Here is a 21,315-nt window from a genome sequence, read left to right on the forward strand (position 1 = left end):
AGGCGTCTCCAGACGCCGATGACGCGCACCATATCGTATTCCGCCAGGAGACCGTAATCGGCGTCTGGAGACGCCTCCCACAAGACAGAAAATGCGGCCGGCTTCACTGCTCCGCTTCTGCGGTCGATTGTCGGGCGTTGGCGATCGCTTCGGTGATTGCCAGCGCCGATTCAGCGTGCGCCTTGTCGTCCCAGGGGACGGCGTGCGACACGCCCGCTGCGAGGAAAACCAGCGTCAGCGATGCGGGCCGCTGGCCCGTGGCCGCCTCGATCGCATGGGCGTAGACCGCCATCTGCAGCGCGTAGTGCTCCGCCAGGATGGGGACACCGGCCGCGGCGGTGGCGTTCGTTTTGTAATCGACCAAATGCCAGCCGCCGCTGGCGTCTTGGTACAGCGCGTCGAGATAACCACGGATGGCCGCCGGTGGCGATCCGTCCGGCATCGGCCACGGCAAGAGGAACTCCGCCTCGCGCTCAAGTCGCGGCGCCGCACACATCGCGGCCCATTCGGGCGTTGTGACGAACCGCTTCACGAGCCGCTTCGCTTCCGCGGCGCCCTTGGCGATGTCGCGGCGTAGCTCTTGCAGCGCCTGGGCGTCGGCCCACGAGTTGATCGCGTTGTCCCAGTTGCTCGCCGTGGGGTCGAGCCGCTCGATGATCGCATGGACCAACGTGCCGAGCCGCCGGGGATCGACGCCCTTGCTCGCGCCGTCGGCCTCTTCGGTCGATGGCGCCGCGTCACGCCGCAACTCGCCGCCGATCCGTGAGACGCTGAACGTCACGATCTCGTCGGGCGATACGGTGATCGGCGCGACGGCTTGCGGCGCGGCGGCGGCTTTCACCTTGCCGGCGTCGATGGCTTCGATCGCTTCGTGTAGCGTTCGCCGTTTCGCTTCACCGGCGTCCGAAGCGGGCGGTGGGAGCGGAACGACCTCGACGAAGCGCTCGGCGCGGTCGTCATCGAGCAGCTGGCCTGTCGCCAAGTCGAACCGCTCGTTGAGCCGCACTATCCAGGGGCCTTCGAGCTTCGTCACCGCGGCGCCGTAGGAGCTCGACAAGATGAGCCGGTCGGCCGCCCGGGTGCAGGCGACATAGAACAGCCGGTCGCGTTCTTCGTCGTCGAGCGGCTTCTCGGCGGCCTTCCAGAAGTCCAGGCCGATCGGCGGGCCCTTCTTGTCGTCGTCCTCGGGACGCAGCGTCGGCTTGACCAGCGGGCCGAGCCGCCGATCGAAGACCGCCGTCGTGGTGTCGCCACGCGTCTTGCGGTTGAGGTCGGGGAGCACGACGATCGGGAACTCCAGGCCCTTTGAGGCGTGCACCGTCATCAGCCGCACGACGTCGGCGTCCCCCTCGGTCGTGGCGGCGAGCGCTTCCTTCGGGGGCGAGTGGATGAACTCTGTCAGCCGCGCGGCGAAACCCCGCAGGCCCGAGCCCGACGCGTCCGCTTCGCGCGCCTGCTCGTGGAGCTTTTCAAGGTTCGCCAGCTTGCGCTCGCCGAGAAACTCGGCGACGAGCGTCGCGTCGTATCCCGTGGCGTCGAACGCTCGGCGCAACAGTTCGGCGGCGCCGAGGCGGTCCTTGTCGCGGCGCAGCGCGGTGAGCACGTCGCGGGCCTGCGCCGCTTTGCGAGCGTCGTCATCCAGCAGCTCGCGCGGCAGCTTCGACTGGAAGAGCCCTCCCGAGAGACCGCCGCTGCGAGCGAGCCAGAAGAGCGTCTCGTCGGTGAGGCCAAACAGCGGGCTCCGCAGCACGCCAGCCAGCGCGATCTCATCACATTCGCTGAGCACCGCCCGCAGAAGGTTGAGGACGTCGTAGACCTCTTGTTGTGCGTAGAAGGCGTGCCCGCCGACAAGGTAGTAGGGCAACCCCGCCTCGCGCAACGCTTGCTCGTACGCGGCCACGTCGCTGAGCGCGCGGAACAGGATCGCGAAGTCGCCGGGCGTGGCGGGACGGGCGGCGTCGCTCTCTTTGTCGTAGATGAGCGGCGCCTTGTCGTCGATCAACTGCCGGATACGGGCGGCGATCGTCGCGGCTTCGGCGGTGCGTTGCGCAGGGACGCTCTGGTCTTCTTCGGGCGGCGTCCACAGCATCTCGACCGCGGGCCGTGGGCCGACCTGTGGGCGGCTCGACCGCAGCGGCAGGTACTTCTCGCCGAAGATCGGCGCGAACATCGTGTTGACGAAGTCGAGCACCGCCGGCTGGCTGCGGAAGTTCTTGGAGAGCGTCAGCCGCCCGCCGGGGGGCGTCGCCGCTTGCATCTGCTCAAAGACCTCCGGCGCCGCGCCGCGGAAGCGGTAGATCGATTGCTTGAAGTCGCCGACGAAGAACAGCGTTCGGTCTTCCTCACCACCGTCGCTGCCGTCGCCGAGGATCGCTTGAACCAGCTCGGCTTGCAGCGGGTCGGTGTCTTGGAACTCGTCAACAAGCAAGACCCGTACGCGCCCCGCGATGCGGCGGCGGGCGTCTTCGAGCGCCTTGTCCGTCAGCAACCGGTGGGCTTCGACCAAGAGGTCGTCGTTGTCCAGGACGCCGCGCTCGCGCTTCGCGTTGCGGTAGTGCTTGGCGGCGTCGGCGGCGAGGTGTTGAAGTTGGATGCCCAATTCGGCGGCGCGGCGCATCGACTCGGGGTCGCCGGCGCGACGCTGCTTGTCGAGCACGTCCCGCATCGCTTTGAGCAGGGCGGTGAACCGCGCCTTCGATTCTTTGTCGGGCCAATCTTTGACGCCACACAAGTCGCCGCGCCCGGCGACGCGGAAGTCGAGCATCCGCCGCAGCGCCCGCAGGGCGTCGTCTTGGTCTTTCGCGTCGGGGATCGCGCGGATCGCGGCGCCGAAGTCGATGATCCAGTCGATGAAGCCCTCTTTGACGGGCGTTGCGGTTGTGATCAGTTCGAGCAGCTCCGTGACGAGCGGGCTCTGCAAGAACTCTTGTGCGTAACGCGGGGCGACGTGCTCGACGTAGAACGCCCGCCACGCCGTCACGAGGTCGTCGGGCTTCGCGCGGAGCCAGCGCCGGAAGTCGGGCGAAGTGGCGTCCTTGACGAGCAGGTGGATGCGGTCCCGCAGACCGCCGAGGTCGAACTCCGCCGCGGTGGCGATCAGGTCGTCGGCCGCCTGGCCGTCGCGGGGGGCGAGCTGTTGCCGCAGGGCGTCGTCGATCGCGGCCGACTTCAGCACCGCCGCCTCGGCCGGGTCGAGCACCGAGAAGGCCGGGTCGATGCCCAGCTCAATGGCGTGGTCACGGATCAGGCCGCTGGCGAACGAGTGGATCGTCGAGACTCGCGCCGCATCGAGCGAACGCAGCATGGTGCGCCAAAAGCCGACGCGATCCCCCTTCGCGTTCAAGAGCCGTTCGCGGCACTTCTCCCGGATGCGGTTACGCATCTCGCGCGCGGCAGCGTCGGTGAACGTGATCGCGACAAGCTCGTCGAACGACGCTGTGACGGTCGCCTCGTTCTCGGGGTCGAGGTGCGAAAGGAATCGCTCGGTGAGCACGAACGTCTTGCCGCAGCCGGCGCCGGCGTCGATGGCGATCGAGCCCGTGCCCGCCGAGAGGGCCTTCGACTGTTCTTCGGTGTAGGTGGGCTCGTTGCTGGTGGGGCGGGTCATCCGGCGGCCTCCACGTTGTCCGCGTTGGCTTCGTCGCTGACGGTGACGACCTTGCCAACGGACCGCGCTTGCGCGACGCGGCAGATCGTGCGGAACTCGCAGCTGCGTCCGCAGTGCTCGTCGTCGTTGTTCATCGGGAACTTTCCGTCGCGGACGTCGCGGACGAGCGTCTCGCATCTAGCCCGCACCGTCTCGACCGTGCCGAGCCACTCGTCCGACGCCCGCGCCTCGCCGTCCTCGAACACCACGAGCGGCAGCTGATTCGCGGGCGGCGCGACGAAGCCCCGCGATTGCAGGGCCCAGTAGCCGGCGCCGACGGGGATCGACTTCTCGCCCAGCAACAGCTTCTGCGCGGCGAGGGCATAGAGCACGGGCTGCAGTTGCTTGCCCGAGTTGATGTTCTCGACCTTCACCGAGTAGGACTTGGAGGTCTTGTAATCAACGACGGTGAACAGCACGTAGTCGCCGAACTTGGCCGTGTCGATGCGGTCGATGCGGCCCGAGATGAGCAGCACTTCGCCGCCGGGAAGCTTGAACTCAAACAGGTCGTTAACGCTATGTTCGTCCTCGACCCCATCGTCGCCGCTGCTCTTGCCAAAGCGAACTTCCAGCAGCGCCGGCTTCAAAGCGACGCCGGCCTCGCTCCAGCGCTTGTCGGTTTCGTACTTCGCCTGTTGCTGCGCGTAGCTCTGCGCCCAAGTCGTGGCCTGCCGGGCCTCGATGCGTGCGAGCGCGGCCTCGTGTGCGGGGAGCTTGCCACTGGTGACTTGGGCCTCGATGCGCTGGACGAGCTTCGCCGTGAGCGCCTCGGCGGGGATCGATCGCAGCGACTGGCCGTCGGCGAGTTCTTTGACGAGCTCGGTGAGGCACTCGGCGAGGGCGTCGTGCATCACCATGCCGCGGCGGCGGTAGTCGACGCCCAATGCCAACTCGCCCACCGGCTCCATGTTGAGCACGTGCCGGGCGAAGAACTTGAACGGGCACGTCGCCATCAGCTCGAGACGGCTCGCGCTCCACGGGTGTCCGGGGCCGAAGCGGTCGGCCAGTTGCAACGCCGCGGCATCGCTGGCGAAGACGCCCTCCCACGGCCCGAAGTCGTCGCCGCGCGCGCGGGCGTCGACCGATCGCAAGCCGTCGAGCAGGGCAGGGCCCCGCACCGCGCCGTACGCCGCTAGGCTCTTGGTGTCCCCCTCGACCGCTTGCAGCGCCGCTTGGATACGCAGCTCACGCAGCGAGGCGGGCGCCGCTTCGTGGTCGATGGCGGTGAGCAGCGGACGCTGGCCGGCTCGCAACGCGTTCGGTTCAAAGAGCCGTTCGACGTCGGTCACGTACGGCGACGCCATCAACGGTTGGGCCGCGCTGTCGAGCGCGGGGTAGGCGAACGTGAGGCTCTGCGACGGCGTCGCGCACAACTCGTAAAAGTGCAGCATCGCCTCGTCGGCGCCCTCGGCGTCGGGCGATGCGAAGGCGCTCTCGCCCGCTTCGACGACGAGGAGGTGCGCGCACGGCAGGCCGATCGCGGTCGTTGTGCCCACCAATCGAACGCGGCCCTCGGCGGCGCCTTGCGTCGGGAGTCGCAAACGTCCCGCCCATGCGCGCACCAGCGCGTTCCATTCACGGCGTTGAAGCTTGCGGGGCTCGCGCTGGCGCCAGTGGGCGAGCGACTCGATCGCCGCGGCGGCCTCTTCGAGCACGTCCCCCGCGCGGCGGTCGTCGGGGTTCGCCGACGCGCCGATGCCCGCGTGGCCCAGCGCCCGCAGCGCCGCGTCGATCGCGTCGAGCCAGGCGAGCGGCGTGGCGTCGCCGGCCAGCTTGTCGCAGGCCGCTTCGATCGTTTCGAGAACTCCCAACGCCAGCTTTGCTTTCCTGACGGACTCTATCAAACGCAGGCTAGCGTTGGTGGTGTCGAGTTCGGCGAGATGTCGGGCTTGCTGCAGCAAGTACGGACCGCCCGAAGGGATTTGTTGCTCTCGCACGAACCATTCGGCGGCGCCGCGATCCGCAAGCTTGGTGAAGTCGCTGCGTGACAGGACGGCCAGCAACGCGTCGTATCGCCAGTTGCTCTCGACCAAGTCGAGCACCGCGCGGATGGCGCTGATGACGCCGGCGGTCTCGAGTCGTGGCGAGGCGTCGACCGCGACCGGCACACCGTACTCACGCAGCGCCTCGACGTAACGCGGCGCGGCCGCGTCGATCGATGGCGCGGCGAGGACGATGTCGCTCGGCCGTACGCCGCTGGTGAGCAGCAGCTTGACGCGTCGGGCGACGCGGCGGGCCGTGTCGTGGGCGCTGCCGCCGGAGACGATGGCGACGCCGACGGAAGTGGGAAGTTGGGGGGCGTTGTCATCGAACAGGTGGCGCCGCACGTGGGCGAGCCCGGGCGGTATGGGGTCGGCCTCAACCGCCTGATGCAACTCAATCGCCGGGAGCAGCTTCTCCCAGCGTTCGCGCAGCCGCTTCGCCGCGGGGAGTTGTGACTCTGCGGGGTCGTCTTCGTCGGGGCCGGCGATCGCGATGGTCGCTTCGTCGACGTTGGCCAGGATCGCGGCGATGAGCCCCTCCTCGATCGGCGTCAGCGCCAGCGGCAGGTCGATCACCAGCCGGCGGGGCGTGTTCGTGCGGTCCGCCTGCTGCGTCGCGACGAGGATCGCCTCTTCGTCATCGGCGAGGTTGTCGCGGTCCAGGGCGGCCGTGTAGTCGCGGTAGAGCCGGGCCAGGACGCCGCCGGCCTCTTCACCGTCGCTCTTGCGGAGAGCGCCGCTGGCCTCCTGGGGGCCGAGGCCCTTGCGACGCAAGTCGCGGAACCGCGAGCTGAGGAACGTCACCAGCCCCGGCGAGTCGATCAACGGCTCCAGGGGCCCCAGGGCTTGCTTGTGCTTCGCTGTGGAGGCGATCTCGGCCACCAGGGCCTGATGGGCCGCCGGGCTCAGGGTGAGCCTCGGTGTGAGCCTGGTGAGCCGGTCGGCGGCCTGCCGGAGCGTGAGTACCGAGACGGCCAGCCAGCCCCCGCCGCCGGCCGCGATCGAGTCCCGCCGGATGGTTGCCGCGGCGGCCGGCGAGGCGGCGATCCACCAGAGAGGCGCCGTCCGGTCGGGGGCGCCCGCAACCGCCTCCACCAAGCTCCGCCGCCGGGCCTGGGGGGACCCCGCTATCAGACGGCAGGTGAGGGCTCGCGGATTGGGGGGAATAGTGGCCAAAACGAGGTGAAATCGCCTGGGGGTGGGGTTATAATGGACGTTTGTGAACTAAGTTTGCCATTACACCGCTGAGCGACGCTAGTCGCACCCCCCCGATTGGCCCCCCTGTTTACCAGCTGCCTATTTCATTGACAGCACCGACGCGTAGTGGTTTACTGCTGACACGGAACAGTGTCACGGGCCCATGGTCCGTTTCTGCTGGATTGCTGGCTCTTCTGCAACGAGCATCGCGAGTCCCAACGCCACCGGAGGCACGACGCCGCCGATTGGCGGAGTTTTCGCGGGCGTTGGTTCGCAGCCGAGCCGATAAGAGAGGGTTCTACCGTCCGATCGGGCGGAGATCTTATTCCTGTTTTTCTTTTTCTTCGACGTTTTCTTTTGAAGGAGGTTCCCATGAGGACCAACCCACGAATGCCACGGGGTTTTACCCTGGTGGAGCTGCTGGTGGTGATCGCCATCATCGGCATCCTGGTGGCGCTGCTCTTGCCGGCGGTTCAGGCCGCCCGTGAAGCGGCCCGCCGCAACAGCTGCTTGAACAACATCAAGCAGCTCGGCCTGGCGCTGCAGAATCACCACGACACGAAGCTGTACTTCCCGTTCGCGGGCTCGGCGCCGGCGTTTACGGGCTCGGCTGGAACGGCAGGCACTATGTTGTCGGGGACAGCTCACCCAAGTAGCGATCCCACTCTCGCGAACGGCACGGCCCAACGAGATGCGACTCCAACTGACGGCTTCAGCTGGATCGTGCAAATCCTACCGTTCATCGAAGGCAACACACTCTCCGACAAGATCTCGGACGCCTCGAACAACATGAAGGGCGACGCTTTCGTCACTGCGACGAATATAGCGCCGGGCTACACGTTGGTTGGTGGCACCCAAGCCCGACAACCTAAGACGAATCCCTTCTTTTGGGAGGTTCAGCTCGAAGAGGCAAAGTGCCCGAGCTATGACGGTGACGATGTCGGCGGCCTTGCTGCAACCGGCGAACTTGCTTCTGGCAATTACGTCTGCTTGCCGGCAACCCATTACGCAGCTGCTGGGCAGGGGCGCGGTCCTCTCGCTACTTCGGCGCCGGCAGCGAATCCCGCGAAGCCCGCTGACTGTCAGAGCGGTGCCTTTTGCGGCAACGGCGCTCTGCCCTTCCCGGGGTTCGTCTCTGGTAGGATCAATCGCAAGGGTCGCAACATGGCAGCCCTACGTGATGGAACTTCGAAGACAGCGATGTTCGCCGAGTCGCGTGAGCAGCATTACTCTGGCTGGTACAGCGCCTATGCCTCGTATGTCGTTGGAGTTTGGCCGAATCGCCCCGCTACTCCGGTTGCCCCTCGGGCAGCAGTGGCTGGAGACCTAGGCGCGAACGGCACCGCGAAGGGGCCCGTGGGCACCTGGACGCTTGCTGGTGTGAAGGGCATTGCGCTGAATCAAGGCACCAACAAGACTGGAACTTCGGGTAACGTTAACCAGGACACCATCTGGTACACGAAGGCCAATCAGTTTCCGCATAATACGAGCAAGGAGCGTAAGTGGGGGCCGAGTTCAAACCACCCGGGTGTGACGTTGCACGCCTTCGGTGATGGCCACTCGAGCCCGATCCGTGACGACGTGGAGGCAGACGTTTACCTCCACACGATCACGGCCGCCGGCAACGAGCCCAGCTCGCTGTAATTTCAGCTGGCTTCTGCTCGGCGGAATGCTTTGAACGATCGACCGCCGCGGTGACCGCAAGTCGCCGCGGCGGTTTTTCTATTGGGATTTTTATGAAATGAGCCGTCGGCGCTAGCCGCGGGTGAAACCGGGTACCCACGTTCACCCGCGGCTAGCGCCGACGGCTCAGCTGTTCTGGAGCGTCACTGCGGTACACTAGCCGTTTTCCGCTGGAGGCGTTTCACCCTCCCATCGCCTCTCCCTACAAAGGGAGAGAGCTTGAGCGCGCTTCGCTTATTTCAACTGCCATGGAGACTTGAGTGTCTGATGTCCCCCTCGAAGTCTCCTGCGCCGAGCTCAAGTCGCGGCTCGACGGCGGCGAGGCGGTCACGCTGATCGATTGCCGCGAGCCGTTCGAGCACGAGATCGTCCGTCTGCCCGGCGCCAGGCTGCTGCCGATGGCGACGATCCCGGCGCACGCCGCGGAGCTGGCGACGCTCGACGAGCCGGTCGTCGTCTACTGCCACCACGGCATGCGCAGCGCCCAAACGGCCGCGTGGCTACGAGCCAACGGCGTCCCCACCGCCCAGAGCCTCGCCGGCGGCGTCGAAGCCTGGGCCGTCGAGATCGACCCCTCGTTGCCGCGCTACTGAAGTCCCGGCTAGGAAGGGGGATGGGGGAACGGCGGTCAGCTTTTAGCGGTCAGCTTTCAGCGATCAGCTTCTTGAAGACGGCGGAGCCGTCCCTAAGTGCTGATCGCTGAAAGCTGACCGCTGACCGCCATAAACTCCGCTTCCAAACGGGCGCGGCTCAACAAGGGACGGCTGGAAAAGGCCCCTTGCGGGGCGGGCGAAAGGTTGGCACGATACGCTGCTCGCGTTGAAAGACGCGGATGATTCCACACGCCGCCGTGGCGGAATTGGCAGACGCGCATGGTTCAGGTCCATGTGCCCGCAAGGGCGTGGAGGTTCGACTCCTCTCGGCGGTACTTACTCTTTCTCTTTGAGCGGTCTCGGCTTGGCTCTGCCAAGACCTCGCCGCGCAAGGTCTCCGCCGTCTCGGCTTGGCCGTTGCCAAGACCTTGCCGTGCTGGGCAGCCTTTCTAGCTTGCCCGACTTGGCTGACGCCAGGATCTCGCTACGCGAGTTACTTCGCGGTCTCGGTTTGGCGATCGCCGAGACCTCCTCGCGATGGGCAGCATCTCTCGATGGCTCTTTTGAGCCGCGCCCGTTGGGAAGCGGAGTTCTCAAGAAGGAGATAGTGGTATGTCGGCGATAGGGGGGATCGCAAGCGGTCGGAGCAACCAACCTTGGGGGACGTAACCAATCTTCGCGTTGAGTGCACCTTGGTCCGATTTGGAGATGAGACGCCCACCATGCCTCAGCGCTTGGTCCAAAGAAAGACTCCACCAACCGCTTGCGATCCCCCTATCGCCGCCATCTCCCTGATCTCCTTTTTCAAAGCTCCCCTTCCTGACGGGCACGGCTAGAGGGGGCGCTGGCGCGATCGCGCGTATCTCTTTGCCGCTTCGTGAATACAATTGGCGGTCTCACAACCCCCAACGTTAACGAGGCGCCATCATGCGGATCGTTCGCTTCCTCTGTAACGAAACCAAGGCTCCGGCGTGGGGCGTGCAACTCCCTAGCGGTGAGGTCCATTTCGCGCATGGCGACCCGTTCGACGGCGGGCTGACCGACACCGAGGAGGTTGTGAAGGCGCCTCAGCTCCTAGCGCCCCTCCAGCCGGCGGCGATCCTTTGTATCGGCCTGAACTACGCCGCCCACGCGGCCGAAGGGGGCCGCCCGGCGCCGGAGCGGCCGGTGTTGTTCATGAAGACGCCTTCGGCCGTGCAGCATCCGGGTGGGCCGATCGTGCTGCCGCGGCGGCTTAGGAGCACGCGCGTCGATTACGAGGCGGAGCTCGCCATCGTGATTGGCAAGCCGTGCAAGAACGTCTCACGCGCCGACGCGCTGGAGTATGTCCTCGGCTACACCTGCGGAAACGACGTGTCCGCGCGCGACTGGCAGCGCAATGGCGGCGGCGGGCAGTGGTGCCGCGGCAAGACGTTCGACACGTTCGCGCCGCTCGGGCCCGCGTTGGTGACGACGGACGAACTCCGCGACGCCGGCGACCTGCGCGTGACGACGACCATTGGCGGCGAGTTGCTGCAAGACTCGCGCACCAGCGACATGATCTTTAGCGTGCCGAAGCTGATCGAGTTCCTCAGCGCGAGCGTGACCCTGGCGCCCGGGACGGTGATCCTCTCGGGGACGCCCGAGGGCGTCGGCTTCGCGCGCACGCCGCCGCGGTGGCTCGAGCCCGGCGACGAGGTGACCGTTGAGATCGAGGGGATTGGGAAGCTGACCAATCCGGTTGTTGAGGAAGAGGCGGAGGAGTTGACGGAGTGGACTTTGAAGGACGAGTGACAAGGTGAGCCGTCGGCGCTAGCCGCGGGTAGCGCCACTTGTTGCTCAACCCGCGGCTAGCGCCGACGGCTCATTTGACCACGAGCGTCACCAACGCCACCTCGGGGGGGCACGCGTAGCGGAGCGGGAAGAGCGAGCCGCTGCCGCGGCCGACGTGCATCACGGTGCGACCTCGGCGGAAGGTGCCGGCGGCGTAGCGGACGCCGTGGACGCTGGGGCAGAGCAGGGCGCCGAAGGGGGGCAAGCAGACCTGCCCGCCGTGGTTGTGTCCTGCAAGCACAAGATCGACGCCCTGCCGCACGGCCCAGCCGAAGCGGTCGGGCGTGTGCGCGAGGCAGATTACCAGCGGCTCGTCGCCGGTGAGTGAGGGCTCGCTGGCGAACCAGGGCCGCTCGTCGCCGCAGAGCGTGAGGGCCACGCCGTGTCGTTCAACGGTCGCGGGCGAGTCGCCGACATCGATAAGGCCTTGCTCGACCAGCCGCCGCCGGACGGCGTCGTGGTCGATCTTCTTGTCGTGGTTGCCAAGGATGAAGAAGGAGCCGAGCGCCGGCGTTAGCTTGCCGAGCGTGTCGTCGATCCAATCGATCTGCGGCGCGTGCTCGACGATGTCGCCGGTGACGCAGACAATGTCGGGGCGCCAGTCGTTGACCTTCTGGAGCAGATCGACGAAGTAGGGCTTCGTGATCCGTCCCGACATGTGCAGGTCGGTGAGGTGGGCGACTTTGAGTCCCTCGAGCGCCGGCGGCAGTCGCTCGAGCGGGACGGTCAGTGATTCGAGCTGCGGTTGCAGCAGCGTGTTGCCGGGGAGCGACGCCAGTCGGTGGAGCGTCGCGTCGCGCATGGCGGCGGCCCCGTGCGACTGGTGGATGTTGACGGTCGCGACGTCGGTCTTAGTGGTCTGGCGGTCGCGTTGGGGGTCCCAGTGGAGACCGATGCGGGTGAGGATGACCACAGCGAGGACCGCGATGGAGAACCAGGCGTAGGCTTCCAGGCCTGCCGGCGCCGGCTGAGAGGGAGATGTTCTCAACAGCAAGATCGCGGCGGCGATTGGGATGCCGGCGCAGGCGACGCCGCAGACGAGCGTCAGGCGGTCGATGAGCTTGCGATTCCAGCCCAGTCCGTGGAGGCGGTTGACGGCTTCGACCCAGAGGGCGCCGTGGCCGAGCAGCGCCGCGAGCCAGAAAGCCGTCTGCATTTGCCGGTTGCGAGGGTTCAAACGCCGCGCGTCGGGCGTCTGCCAAGCGGCTAGCGAATCATAGATTACGCCAAGCGGCGAGCGAACTATAGACTACGCTGTCGGCGCCGAAACGCCACCGGGCTGCTGATTCGCGCCCGCCCTCTGGTCGGAAATGGCCCGCTCGACGGTTTCGAGCAGTTGGTCCAGCCGGAAGGGCTTGAAGAGGACCGCCTTGAGCCCCGCCTGCCGGGCTTTGACGATCACGTGGCCCGGGTCGTAACCGAAGCCCGTCATCAGGATCAGCGGGGGGGTTTCTTGTAGTTCCTTGAGCTGCATCAGGAACTCGTAGCCGCTGCAATCGGGCAGGCGGATGTCGCTGAGGATCGCGTCGTAGAGCTTACAGCCCGTTTCCTTACAGGCGTGGCGGGCCATCCACATCGCTTCGCGGCCGCTGTGGGCGGTCTCGACGACACAGCCGTAGCGTTCCAGCAGGTCGTGGGCGGCGGAGCGGACGGTCTCGTCGGCGTCGGCCACGAGGACACGGGCGCCTTCGAGCAGCGGACGCTCCTCAACCCGCACGCTGGCCGGGCGGGCCTCGGCGGGCGCCATCGAGCGGCCGACCTCTTGGATAACCTGCTTGATGTCGCGGGCGTTGCGGAGGATCTTCTGGAGCCGCTCGACGACGTCGGGGTCGTGCCCGATGTAGCGCTCCATGACGTTGACGGCGTCGTTGAGGATGTCGTCAACCGGCATCGCCACCGCGGAGTGGATCGCCTCGACGCTGGCGAAGGCGGCGGTCGCCTTCTCGGCGGCGAGCAGCTCCATCGTGTTGAGTGCCGCCGCCACGTCGCGGGCGAAGATCTCCAAGAACTGGCGGTCGCTCTCGGTGAACGCGCCGGGTTCGGGCGATTCGACGTTGAACGTGCCGATCACCCGGTCGTGCAGCAGCAGCGGCACGGTGAGCGAACTTCTGGCGCCTTGGGCGCCCTCGATGTAGAGCGGGTCTTCGCCCGTGTCCTCGCAGAGGTAGCTCTTGCCGGTCGCGGCGACGAAGCCCGTGACGCCGTTGCCGGTGGGCTCGCTGCGGAGGGGGCGTTGCTCGGCCTCGGGCTTGATGCCAAACGCCAAGAGCGGCAGCAACTCGCTGGTCTCTTCGTCGAGCGTGCGGACCTCGACGACGTCGTACTGCAGGACGTCTTGGGTGCAGTGAAGGATGTTCGACTTGAGCAGTTCGATCCGCTCGTCGTACTCCATCTCGGCGACCTCCTCGGGAGTGAGGTCGGCCAATTCGATTCCCGCCTGATGGATCGCGGCGAGCTTCTGCTTCTCGAGCTGCTCGGCCGTGACGTCACGGATGGTGACGATCAAGTAGTCGGGGGCATCTCCCTTGAAGTGTTCGACCGGCGCCGCGTTGACGCGGAAGAAGCGGCCGTCGTCGCAGCGGAGCATCGACGACACTTGTCGACCGCCGCTGAACGCGGTGTCGAAGGGCGTCAGTTCGGGGCCGAGGATCTCCGGCGCGCCGAGCACGGGGTAGAAGCTCTCGCCGATGACCTCGTCGCGGCGCATCCACTCGCTGAGCCGGCCGTTGCCCCAGACGATGCGGTTGTCGCGGTCGAGCAGCACGACGCCGTCGGGCATGCCGCGGAGGATCTGGATGTTGTGGATCAGCTGGGTGACGTGCGAGTCACGGCGGAAGCCCTCGGCGTCGGCGTAGATGCCGTCGTACTCGCCTGTGGCGAGCCGGCTGGCGGCGCGCGCCAGCGATCGCACGGGGGTGACGTCGAAGCCCGGGCCGAGTTGCTCGGCGAGAGCGGCGGACGTGTTCCGCTCGTCGCACAGGCAGAGGATCTTGTGGAGGGCGTCGGCCGACGAGGTGGGCTCTGCTTTCGTGGCGGAGTCGGACTTCGGGGCGGACTCTGTGCCTGCGCCCGTCGGGGCGTCTTGGAGGGTCTCGGTCGATCCGCAGCCAAGTGCTTGCGACTCGGCGCGGGTAGTCGTGCCAGGGTTGGACACGCGGCGCCTGCTCGATAGTTGGGGTGGGGCCGATTTCTCGGTGGGCATGGGGAGGTTGCCAGTTTCCCCTTGGCGAGCCGCTGACAAGCCGCCTTCAGCCCGCAATTCCGGGCTGCAAACGTCTGCTGACGGCCGACCTGTGAGGTTGGGCTACCTCCGGCGGGACGCTCGTGGGAATCCGCAAGCGCCAGCGGCGCTGCGAATTGCCCCACATTGGAAGTATACGAACCTTACGCAATGGGAACAACACAACCACACGGGTTCATTACGAAACATCGGAGCCAAAGGGTTTGGCGATCCAGGGCTCTTCGACGATTGCGCAAGGCTTGCGGGCCTCGAGCGACGCATAACGCCGGCATTAACGGTCGCGCCCGCGCAGACGCCGGCGCGGTTTGCCCGTAGACTATCGAGCTGCGATCTGCGGCCGGACCCCGTTTAGGTCGTGACGCCGCGAAATGGCTGCGCAGAAGAGAGCCTACCCCACCCCCCGCCCCCCTCCCGATGTCCCACCCCCTCCGCGGCCAGGCCGCCCTGCGTAACGTCGCGATCATTGCCCACGTTGACCACGGCAAGACAACGCTCGTTGACCAACTGCTCTACCAATCGGGCCAGTACCGCGAGGCCGAGCTCGACAAGCTCGCCGGCGGGCAGCACGGGCTGGTGTTCGACTCCAACGACTTGGAGCGCGAGCGGGGCATCACCATCTTCAGCAAGAACTGTGCGATTGGATACGAGTCGCTTGCCGGCGACCGCTACCGCATCAACCTGATCGACACGCCGGGCCACGCCGACTTCGGCGGTGAGGTCGAGCGCGTCCTCACGATGGCCGACGGGTGCCTGCTGCTGGTGGACGCCTTCGAGGGCCCGATGCCGCAGACGCGGTTCGTGCTCCAGAAGGCGCTCGCCCAGGGGCTCAAGCCGATCGTCGTGATCAACAAGATCGACCGTCCCGACTCACGCCCCGACGAGGTCGTGACGGAGGTCTTCGACCTCTTGATCGACCTCGGCGCCGACGACCATATGCTCGACTTCCCCGTCGTCTACGCGTCGGGCAAGCAAGGGTTTGCCTCGCTGACGCCTGAAGGACGCCCCGCCGACATGCGGGTGATCCTCGAGAAGATCATCGAAGAGGTGCCGCCGCCGCACGGCGAGCCGGACGAGCCGACGCAGATGCTCGTCACAACGATCGATTACTCCGACTATGTCGGCCGCATCGCCGTGGGCCGCGTCATCGCCGGCGCTGTGTCCGACCGGCAACGTGTGGCCGTGATCGACCGCGACGGCGGGATCACCAAGCAAGAGATCGCCCAACTCTTCACGTTCGACGGGCTCGGCAAGATCAAGACCGACCGCGTCGAGTGCGGCGACCTCTGTGCGGTGGTCGGGCTCGACCCGATCGGCATGGGCTACACGATTGCCGCCGCCGAATCGCCCCGGCCCGCTTATGCGGTGAAGATCGACGAGCCGACTCTCCACATGCTGTTCCGCGTCAACGACGGGCCCTTCGCCGGTCGCGAAGGGGACCACGTCACCAGCCGCAAGATCGGCGAGCGACTCGAGCGCGAACTGCGCAGCGATGTCGCTCTCCGCGTCGAACCCGGTGACACGATGGAGCAGTACCGCGTCGCCGGCCGTGGCCTGATGCACCTGGGCATCCTGATCGAAAACCTCCGTCGCGAAGGCTTCGAGCTCTGCGTCGGCAAGCCGCAGGTAGTGACCAAGTACGAAGACGGCAAGAAGCTCGAGCCGGTCGAGCTGCTGGTGATCGACGTGCCGGAAGAGTTCGAGAATGCGGTGATGTCGCTGGTGGGCGACCGCCGGGCGCAGGTGCTCAAGATGGGCAAGAAGTCCTCGACCAGCTCGTACACTCACCTGGAGTTCTCGATCCCGTCGCGGTCGCTGATCGGCCTGCGGTCGCGCCTGTTGGCGGCGACACAGGGCAACGCCATCGTCCACCACACGGTCCTCGGCTACGAGCCCCCGCGTGGCGCCGTGAACCTGCGTTCCAACGGCGTGATGCTCGCCAGCGAAGCGGGGCAAGCGACCGCTTACTCGATGGACGCCCTCGACGACCGCGGCGTCTTCTTCGTTCGCCCGGGCGATCAGGTCTACGAGGGCCAGATCGTCGGCGAGAACTGCAAGTCGGACGACATCGTCGTGAACGTCGTGAAGGCCAAGAAGCTCACCAACATGCGGGCCTCCGGCAAGGACGACAACGCCCAGGTCCGCCCGCCGCGCGACATGTCGCTCGAGGCTTGCCTGGAGTACATCGACGACGACGAGTTGGTCGAAATCACCCCGACGAGCATCCGGATGCGGAAGGTGATGCTTAAGGAGGCCGACCGCCGCCGCGAAAGCCGCCGGTCTGCGAGCGCGTCGCTGGTGTAGGGGACGCGATTCCTCTCGTTAGCGAGACCCCCCGTTTGGGCGGTTTTCCTAGCCTCGCTTAGGAGGCTCTAGGAGGTCATTTAACGCATCGGGAGCGGGGGGCCTGGGTAAACCCTAAGCGGAGCGCAACAACGCGCCTAAGGGCCCTCTATGCGGCTCTAGACGCATGTTCACGGCGCCGCCAGGTGGCCCACCATCCACCACCCTCCATCGGTACCCGTCTGAGCCGGGGGCGCGAGCCCTCGGTGGGAAGTGGGTACCAGGTTTCCCACCGAGGGCTCGCGCCCCCGGCTCAGACCCGTACCGATCGTTCGCAAGCTCTTCGGCTCGGGCCCTTCCGGCAGGATCGGGCACGCCGCTCTAACTGCCCCAAGCGGCATAACCGTGGCTCTCGGTGTGCCTGGCTTCGGCGCGCCGGTGCATGAGCTAGCCTTTCGCGGAAGCGCTGCGGCCGCGATGGCTGCGCGCGGCATTTCGCCTGAAGGGCGCTCGACCATGCAAGCCAGCCGTACTTATCGCTCCGCCGACCGCAATCGTCGCACGGGGCTGTCGCGTTTTGAGATCATCACCTGCCTGATCGCTGTGGTGGGCGGCGTGTGGATCGGCGCGCAGTACTACAACGTCGACCTCAACGGCGCCGCCTACCAGGCGCTCGACGAGTCGCAGCTGCTCGAGAAGTTGCCGCCCGATTGGCGCCCGCCGAACCCCGACTGCCCCAATGGCGACTGCCCCGACCCGGCCGAAGTCCGCGCCGTCGAGCAGGCCCGCCTCACTGCGAAGCTCAAGGAGTTGCAGTTCGAGGTCGCCCGGTTGTCGTCCGGAGAACCAGGCGCCGCCGAATCGGAGAAATCATCGTCGCTGACCGAAAGCGACGTCGCGATGCGTGATCGGACTCAGGCCTACTGGCAGGGTCTGACGCGGATCGTCTTCGAGGTGTCCGCGTTGCAGAACGTCGTCGCCTCGTACGCGGGGACCGAGCAGCAGTCCCGGGCCCTAGCGGTCCGCCGGCGGTCGCTGGAGTATGGTCACGAAGCGACCAACCTGCTCGATATCGACGGGGTCGATCCTGAGGCGGTCGCCACCGGCGTCCGTGTCTCTGAGTGGTTCGCCCAAAGCGCCGAGCAGCTCAAGACGGCCCAGGAGCTGAAGACCCGCCAGCCGGTCGGCAACCGCAGCGTCTCGGCCGCCGACGTCTGGGCCCAGACCGAGGCCGAGCTGCAGAAGCGTACCGAGCTGGTCCGTCGGAAGTCGCACGAGACCTCGGCGTACCTGACTTCGAAGTATTTCGCGGAGTTTCCGCCGCTGGGGTTCTAGGCCCCGCCTAGCGGCCCACCGAGCGTGGGCACCCGCGGCGCCGGAGTTGCAAGCCAAGCATTTGTTGCTGGCGGGCGTCCCCCCAGCTAGGATGCATGCTCCCGCCTATCCGCCCCAGACCTCCCGGACGCCTGGGGTTAAATAGCCGCGCCCGCCCGGCGCCACTAACCGATCGAACGATGAAGAAGACCGCCGCCTTCCGCTTTCTCTCGGCCACGCTCGCCGTCCTCCTGGCTCTGAACACGGCCGCCGCCGGCCGCTGGTTGCGGTCCTGCTGGACTCCTCCGGTTGGGGCCTTCTGCGACCCGTGTTTCGTCGCGCCGGTCGACGAGTCGTGCTGTGAGCCGATGCCCTGCGAGACGGCAGTCTCGTCGAGCTTCGCCCCGAATGGCGATTGTGGCTGCGGCGGCGAGGTGATCGGGTCGGCCCCGACAACGGTTCACGGAGAACCGACCCCAGCACTCGCCGAGCCCGAAGAACAACCGGCGCCGCAACCGTTCAGCGGCGGTTTCCGCAGCGACACACCCGCCCCGGCGCCGATCCCGAACGAACCGCCCAGCGAAGACTGGAGCACCGGCGTCGAAGAGCCCGCGGCTGCCGAGGAACCGGTCGCCGAAGAACCCGTCTTCGAGGAGCCGGTCCCCGCCGAGGAGCCCGCCGTAGACCTTTTCAACGACCCGACCCCCGTGGTCGAAGAGCCGGCGGCCCAACCCGAGATGACCGAGCCCGAGGTAACCGAGCCCGCGGACGACCTGTTCGGCGCGCCGGCGGAAGAACCCGCTGTCGAAGAGCCCGCCGACGATTTGTTCGGTGACGAGCCGATGGCCGAGGAGCCGGCGACGGAGCAGCCGGAAAACGAACTGTTCGACCGTCCCGCAGAAATTATCGAAGAAGAGCCCGCGGTTGAGGAGCCTGCCGACGACCTGTTCGGCGCGCCTGCGGAAGAACCCGCTAATGAAGCGCCCGCGGATGATTTGTTCGGCGAGCCGGCCGAAGAGCCCGCCGCCCAAGAAGCCCCTGCCGACGACCTGTTTGGCGAAGAGCCGATGGTCGACGAGCCTGCCGTCGAGGAGCCCGCCGACGACCTGTTCGGTGAAGACCCCGCCGCTGAAGAACCGGCCAACGACTTGTTCGGCGAAGAACCCGCTGCCGACGAGCCGGCTGAAGACCTCTTCGGCGAGGAGCCGATGGCCGACGAGCCCGCAACGGAAGAGTCGCTCGACGACTTGTTCGGCACCCCGGCGGATGAGCCGGCTGCTGACGAGCCTGCCGGCGATGACTTGTTCGGCGAAGAGCCGATGGCGGACGAGCCTGCTGAAGACGATCTGTTTGGCGAAGAGCCCGCTGCCGACGAAGCTCCCGCGGAGGACGCCGAGGACGACTTGTTCGGCGGCTTCGGTGAAGAAGAAGAGGAAGAAGCGGCGCCCGCCGATGAGACGCCCGCTGTGGATGCGGCTCCTGCTGATGAGGAGGTTGAAGACGACCTGTTCGGCGGCCTCGGCGCGGTTCTCCGCGAGCCGGGCGGCGTCGATAGCGCGAAAGACCGCACTTGGGTCGATAACTCGGGCCGCTTCTCCACCGTCGGCCGCCTGATCGCGATCGACGGCAACGCCATCCGTCTCGCCAAGCAAGGGGGCGGCGTCGCCTCGGTGCCGCTGTCGCGTCTGAGCCAAGTGGACCTGGAGTTCGTCAGCCGTCAGGCCCTGGCGCAAGACCAAGTCCGCGAGCTTACGATCGCCCGCGGCGGCAAGCCTTCGAGCGACTCGCCGAAGCAAGCGAAGTCGAAGGACGCGAACACACTGCTCCGCACGGCGCAGCTGTAAGGGCTTGAAGCATCGAGTTGCGGCGAGCCGGCGACGTGAGTCGTCGGTGTGAAGTTGGCGCCCGGCGCCCACCGACGACTCACGTCGCCGGCTCGCCGTCAATCGTGATGGGATGTCTTGCTTGCTGTTATCCGTGCGATAACGCGTTCCGCCGCTTGCTCTCCCGAGCGCACGCACTGCGGGATGCCCACGCCGCGATAGGCGGCGCCGGCTAGCTCGACGCCGACGCGCTGGGCCGCTTGCTCGATCGCCGCGACACGGTCGAGGTGGCCGACGTGGTACTGCGGCATCCGCTGCGGCCAGCGGGCGACGGTGGTGAACTCGGGCTCGCCGCGGAGTCCGACGAGGTCGGCGAGTTCTTCGCAGGCGATCGTGACGAGTTCCGCGTCGTCGAAGTCGGCGAGGTGCGGCTGGAGCGCTCCGCCGATGAAGACGCGGACGATGGCCTTTCCCTTGGGCGCGCGGCCGGGGAACTTGTAGCTGGTGAAACTGGCGGCGATGACGCGCCGTCCTTCGACCGTCGGCACGACGAAGCCGAAGCCGTCGATCGGCCGGGTGATCTGTTCCTCGGCGACGCCCATGCCGACGACCGAGCAGCCGGCGTACTCGATCTCAGCGAGCGCGGCGCCGAGCGTCTCGTCAACCGGTCGCAGCAGCTTCGCCGCGGCGGGCGCGGGGAGTGTGATGAGGAACTCATCGAACTCGCCGAGCGCTTCGTCCGCGGCTCCGAAGAGCCGCCAGGCGTCGCCCGCTCGCTCGACGCGTTCGATGGCGTAGCCGGTGCGGACACGCTCGGAAGGGAGTCGTGCAGTGACGGCGTCGATGAGTTGCTGCATGCCGTTGCGTGGCGCCATGAACAGGCCGTAGCGCGCGCCGCTCTCGCCGCGTTCGCTTGGCGTCTCGCGTCGCAGCGCCGCTTTAGCGAGACTGCCGTGACGCTGCTCTTGCTCGACGAACTGCGGCATCGTCGCCGCCATGCTGAGGCGTTCAGGGTCGGCCGTGTAGATGCCGGCCACGAGCGGCTGCACGAGTCGTTCGAAGGCCTCCCGACCCAATCGTCTTCGTGAAAACGCCGCAATGCTCTCGTCGGCGACGTCGCGCCGTGTGGCGATGAACGGCTCGACCATCAGCCGGGCCTTGCCGGCGAGGCTGAGGATCGGCGACGTCAGGATTGGCCAAGCCTTCTGCGGCGCCATGAGGACAAAGCCCTCGGGCACGCGGCGGATGCGCCCGCGGTTGACGACGAGCGCCCGGCGTCGGGCGGGATCGGTGGGCAGCAGCTCGGACTCGATGCCGACGCGGCGGCAGAGGTCGGTCGCCCAGGGCTCGCGCGTCAGGAAGTTGTCGGCGCTGCGCTCGATGCGGTAGCCGTCACGTTCGACCGTTTGGATGACGCCGCCCAGGCGCGGGGCCGCTTCGAAGAGCGTCCAGTCAGCGCCGGCTTCTTCGAGCCGCAACGCAGCGGCGAGCCCCGTGATGCCGCCGCCGAGGACGGCGACGCGTGGCGGTGATTGGGTCGTGGGGGGCACAGAAGTTGGTGGCGCGGTTGGCGTGGTTTGTATTTGGTAGGCCCATCGCTTTCGATCGAATGACCAAGCCCCAATGACCAATATTGGAGCTACCGCTCCTCTACCATTGGTCATTGGGGCTTGATCATTGGTCATTCCGCGTGAAGGGACCGCGGCGCTATCCAACAAGAGTAAGTTGGAAGCTTCTCGCCGAA

Annotated in this window: 11 protein-coding genes and 1 tRNA gene; 7 read left to right on the plus strand and 5 right to left on the minus strand. The window is 66.9% G+C overall.

From position 1 onward, the window contains the following. Positions 1-103 precede the first annotated feature (103 nt). Positions 104-3,607: a UvrD-helicase domain-containing protein gene (locus tag Spa11_RS06380; protein ID WP_197529786.1), complete on the minus strand. Its 3,504-nt coding sequence runs from the start codon at positions 3,605-3,607 to the stop codon at positions 104-106. Further along, positions 3,604-6,723, minus strand: coding sequence for a PD-(D/E)XK nuclease family protein (locus tag Spa11_RS06385; RefSeq protein ID WP_145109557.1), 3,120 nt, complete (start codon positions 6,721-6,723; stop codon positions 3,604-3,606). The genes Spa11_RS06380 and Spa11_RS06385 overlap by 4 nt, the downstream gene beginning before the upstream one ends. A 474-nt stretch (positions 6,724-7,197) precedes the next feature. On the opposite strand from Spa11_RS06385, the gene Spa11_RS06390 reads away from it, so the two are divergent. The 4 genes from Spa11_RS06390 (at position 7,198) to Spa11_RS06405 (ending at position 10,874) form a co-directional block, all read left to right on the plus strand. After that, a complete protein-coding gene (locus Spa11_RS06390) occupies positions 7,198-8,469 on the plus strand; it encodes a DUF1559 family PulG-like putative transporter (RefSeq protein WP_145109560.1) in 1,272 nt (423 codons plus the stop codon). A gap of 299 nt (positions 8,470-8,768) precedes the next feature. Then, positions 8,769-9,101 (plus strand): rhodanese-like domain-containing protein, encoded by a 333-nt coding sequence (locus Spa11_RS06395; RefSeq protein ID WP_145109565.1) that lies wholly within the window; start codon positions 8,769-8,771, stop codon positions 9,099-9,101. A 251-nt stretch (positions 9,102-9,352) separates the two neighbouring features. Then, a tRNA-Leu gene (locus tag Spa11_RS06400) sits at positions 9,353-9,436 on the plus strand. Between the two features lie 592 nt (positions 9,437-10,028). Beyond that, complete coding sequence (locus tag Spa11_RS06405; RefSeq protein WP_145109569.1) at positions 10,029-10,874, plus strand: fumarylacetoacetate hydrolase family protein; 846 nt, start codon at positions 10,029-10,031, stop codon at positions 10,872-10,874. 70 nt (positions 10,875-10,944) lie between these two features. On the opposite strand, the gene Spa11_RS06410 is transcribed toward Spa11_RS06405, so the two are convergent. Together Spa11_RS06410 and Spa11_RS06415 are read right to left on the minus strand one after the other, a co-directional pair. After that, entirely contained in the window at positions 10,945-12,069 is a 1,125-nt protein-coding gene (locus Spa11_RS06410; RefSeq protein WP_145109572.1) for a metallophosphoesterase, read from the minus strand. Positions 12,070-12,162: 93 nt separating this feature from the next. Continuing rightward, entirely contained in the window at positions 12,163-14,067 is a 1,905-nt protein-coding gene (locus Spa11_RS06415; protein ID WP_231933169.1) for a response regulator, read from the minus strand. Positions 14,068-14,568: 501 nt separating this feature from the next. Here Spa11_RS06415 and typA point away from each other — a divergent pair. The 3 genes from typA (at position 14,569) to Spa11_RS06430 (ending at position 19,592) form a co-directional block, all read left to right on the plus strand. Further along, positions 14,569-16,455, plus strand: a complete 1,887-nt coding sequence (gene typA / locus Spa11_RS06420; protein ID WP_145109578.1) for a translational GTPase TypA — start codon at positions 14,569-14,571, stop codon at positions 16,453-16,455. Between the two features lie 495 nt (positions 16,456-16,950). Beyond that, positions 16,951-17,769: a hypothetical protein gene (locus Spa11_RS06425; protein WP_145109581.1), complete on the plus strand. Its 819-nt coding sequence runs from the start codon at positions 16,951-16,953 to the stop codon at positions 17,767-17,769. Between the two features lie 179 nt (positions 17,770-17,948). Further along, entirely contained in the window at positions 17,949-19,592 is a 1,644-nt protein-coding gene (locus Spa11_RS06430) for a nucleoporin (RefSeq protein WP_197529787.1), read from the plus strand. A gap of 98 nt (positions 19,593-19,690) precedes the next feature. On the opposite strand, the gene hemG is transcribed toward Spa11_RS06430, so the two are convergent. Beyond that, positions 19,691-21,121 (minus strand): protoporphyrinogen oxidase, encoded by a 1,431-nt coding sequence (gene hemG / locus Spa11_RS06435; RefSeq protein ID WP_197529788.1) that lies wholly within the window; start codon positions 21,119-21,121, stop codon positions 19,691-19,693. Positions 21,122-21,315 lie beyond the last annotated feature (194 nt).

Origin of the sequence: Botrimarina mediterranea (genome assembly GCF_007753265.1) — a bacterium.
GTDB classification, from domain to species: domain Bacteria; phylum Planctomycetota; class Planctomycetia; order Pirellulales; family Lacipirellulaceae; genus Botrimarina; species Botrimarina mediterranea.

Bases quoted from the DNA above. Each gene is read 5' to 3' on its own strand.
- typA (WP_145109578.1), top strand. From the start codon at position 14,569: ATGTCCCACCCCCTCCGCGGCCAGGCCGCCCTGCGTAACGTCGCGATC.
- Spa11_RS06380 (WP_197529786.1), bottom strand. From the start codon at position 3,607: ATGACCCGCCCCACCAGCAACGAGCCCACCTACACCGAAGAACAGTCG.
- Spa11_RS06410 (WP_145109572.1), bottom strand. From the start codon at position 12,069: ATGCAGACGGCTTTCTGGCTCGCGGCGCTGCTCGGCCACGGCGCCCTC.
- Spa11_RS06390 (WP_145109560.1), top strand. From the start codon at position 7,198: ATGAGGACCAACCCACGAATGCCACGGGGTTTTACCCTGGTGGAGCTG.
- Spa11_RS06405 (WP_145109569.1), top strand. From the start codon at position 10,029: ATGCGGATCGTTCGCTTCCTCTGTAACGAAACCAAGGCTCCGGCGTGG.
- Spa11_RS06430 (WP_197529787.1), top strand. From the start codon at position 17,949: ATGAAGAAGACCGCCGCCTTCCGCTTTCTCTCGGCCACGCTCGCCGTC.
- Spa11_RS06425 (WP_145109581.1), top strand. From the start codon at position 16,951: ATGCAAGCCAGCCGTACTTATCGCTCCGCCGACCGCAATCGTCGCACG.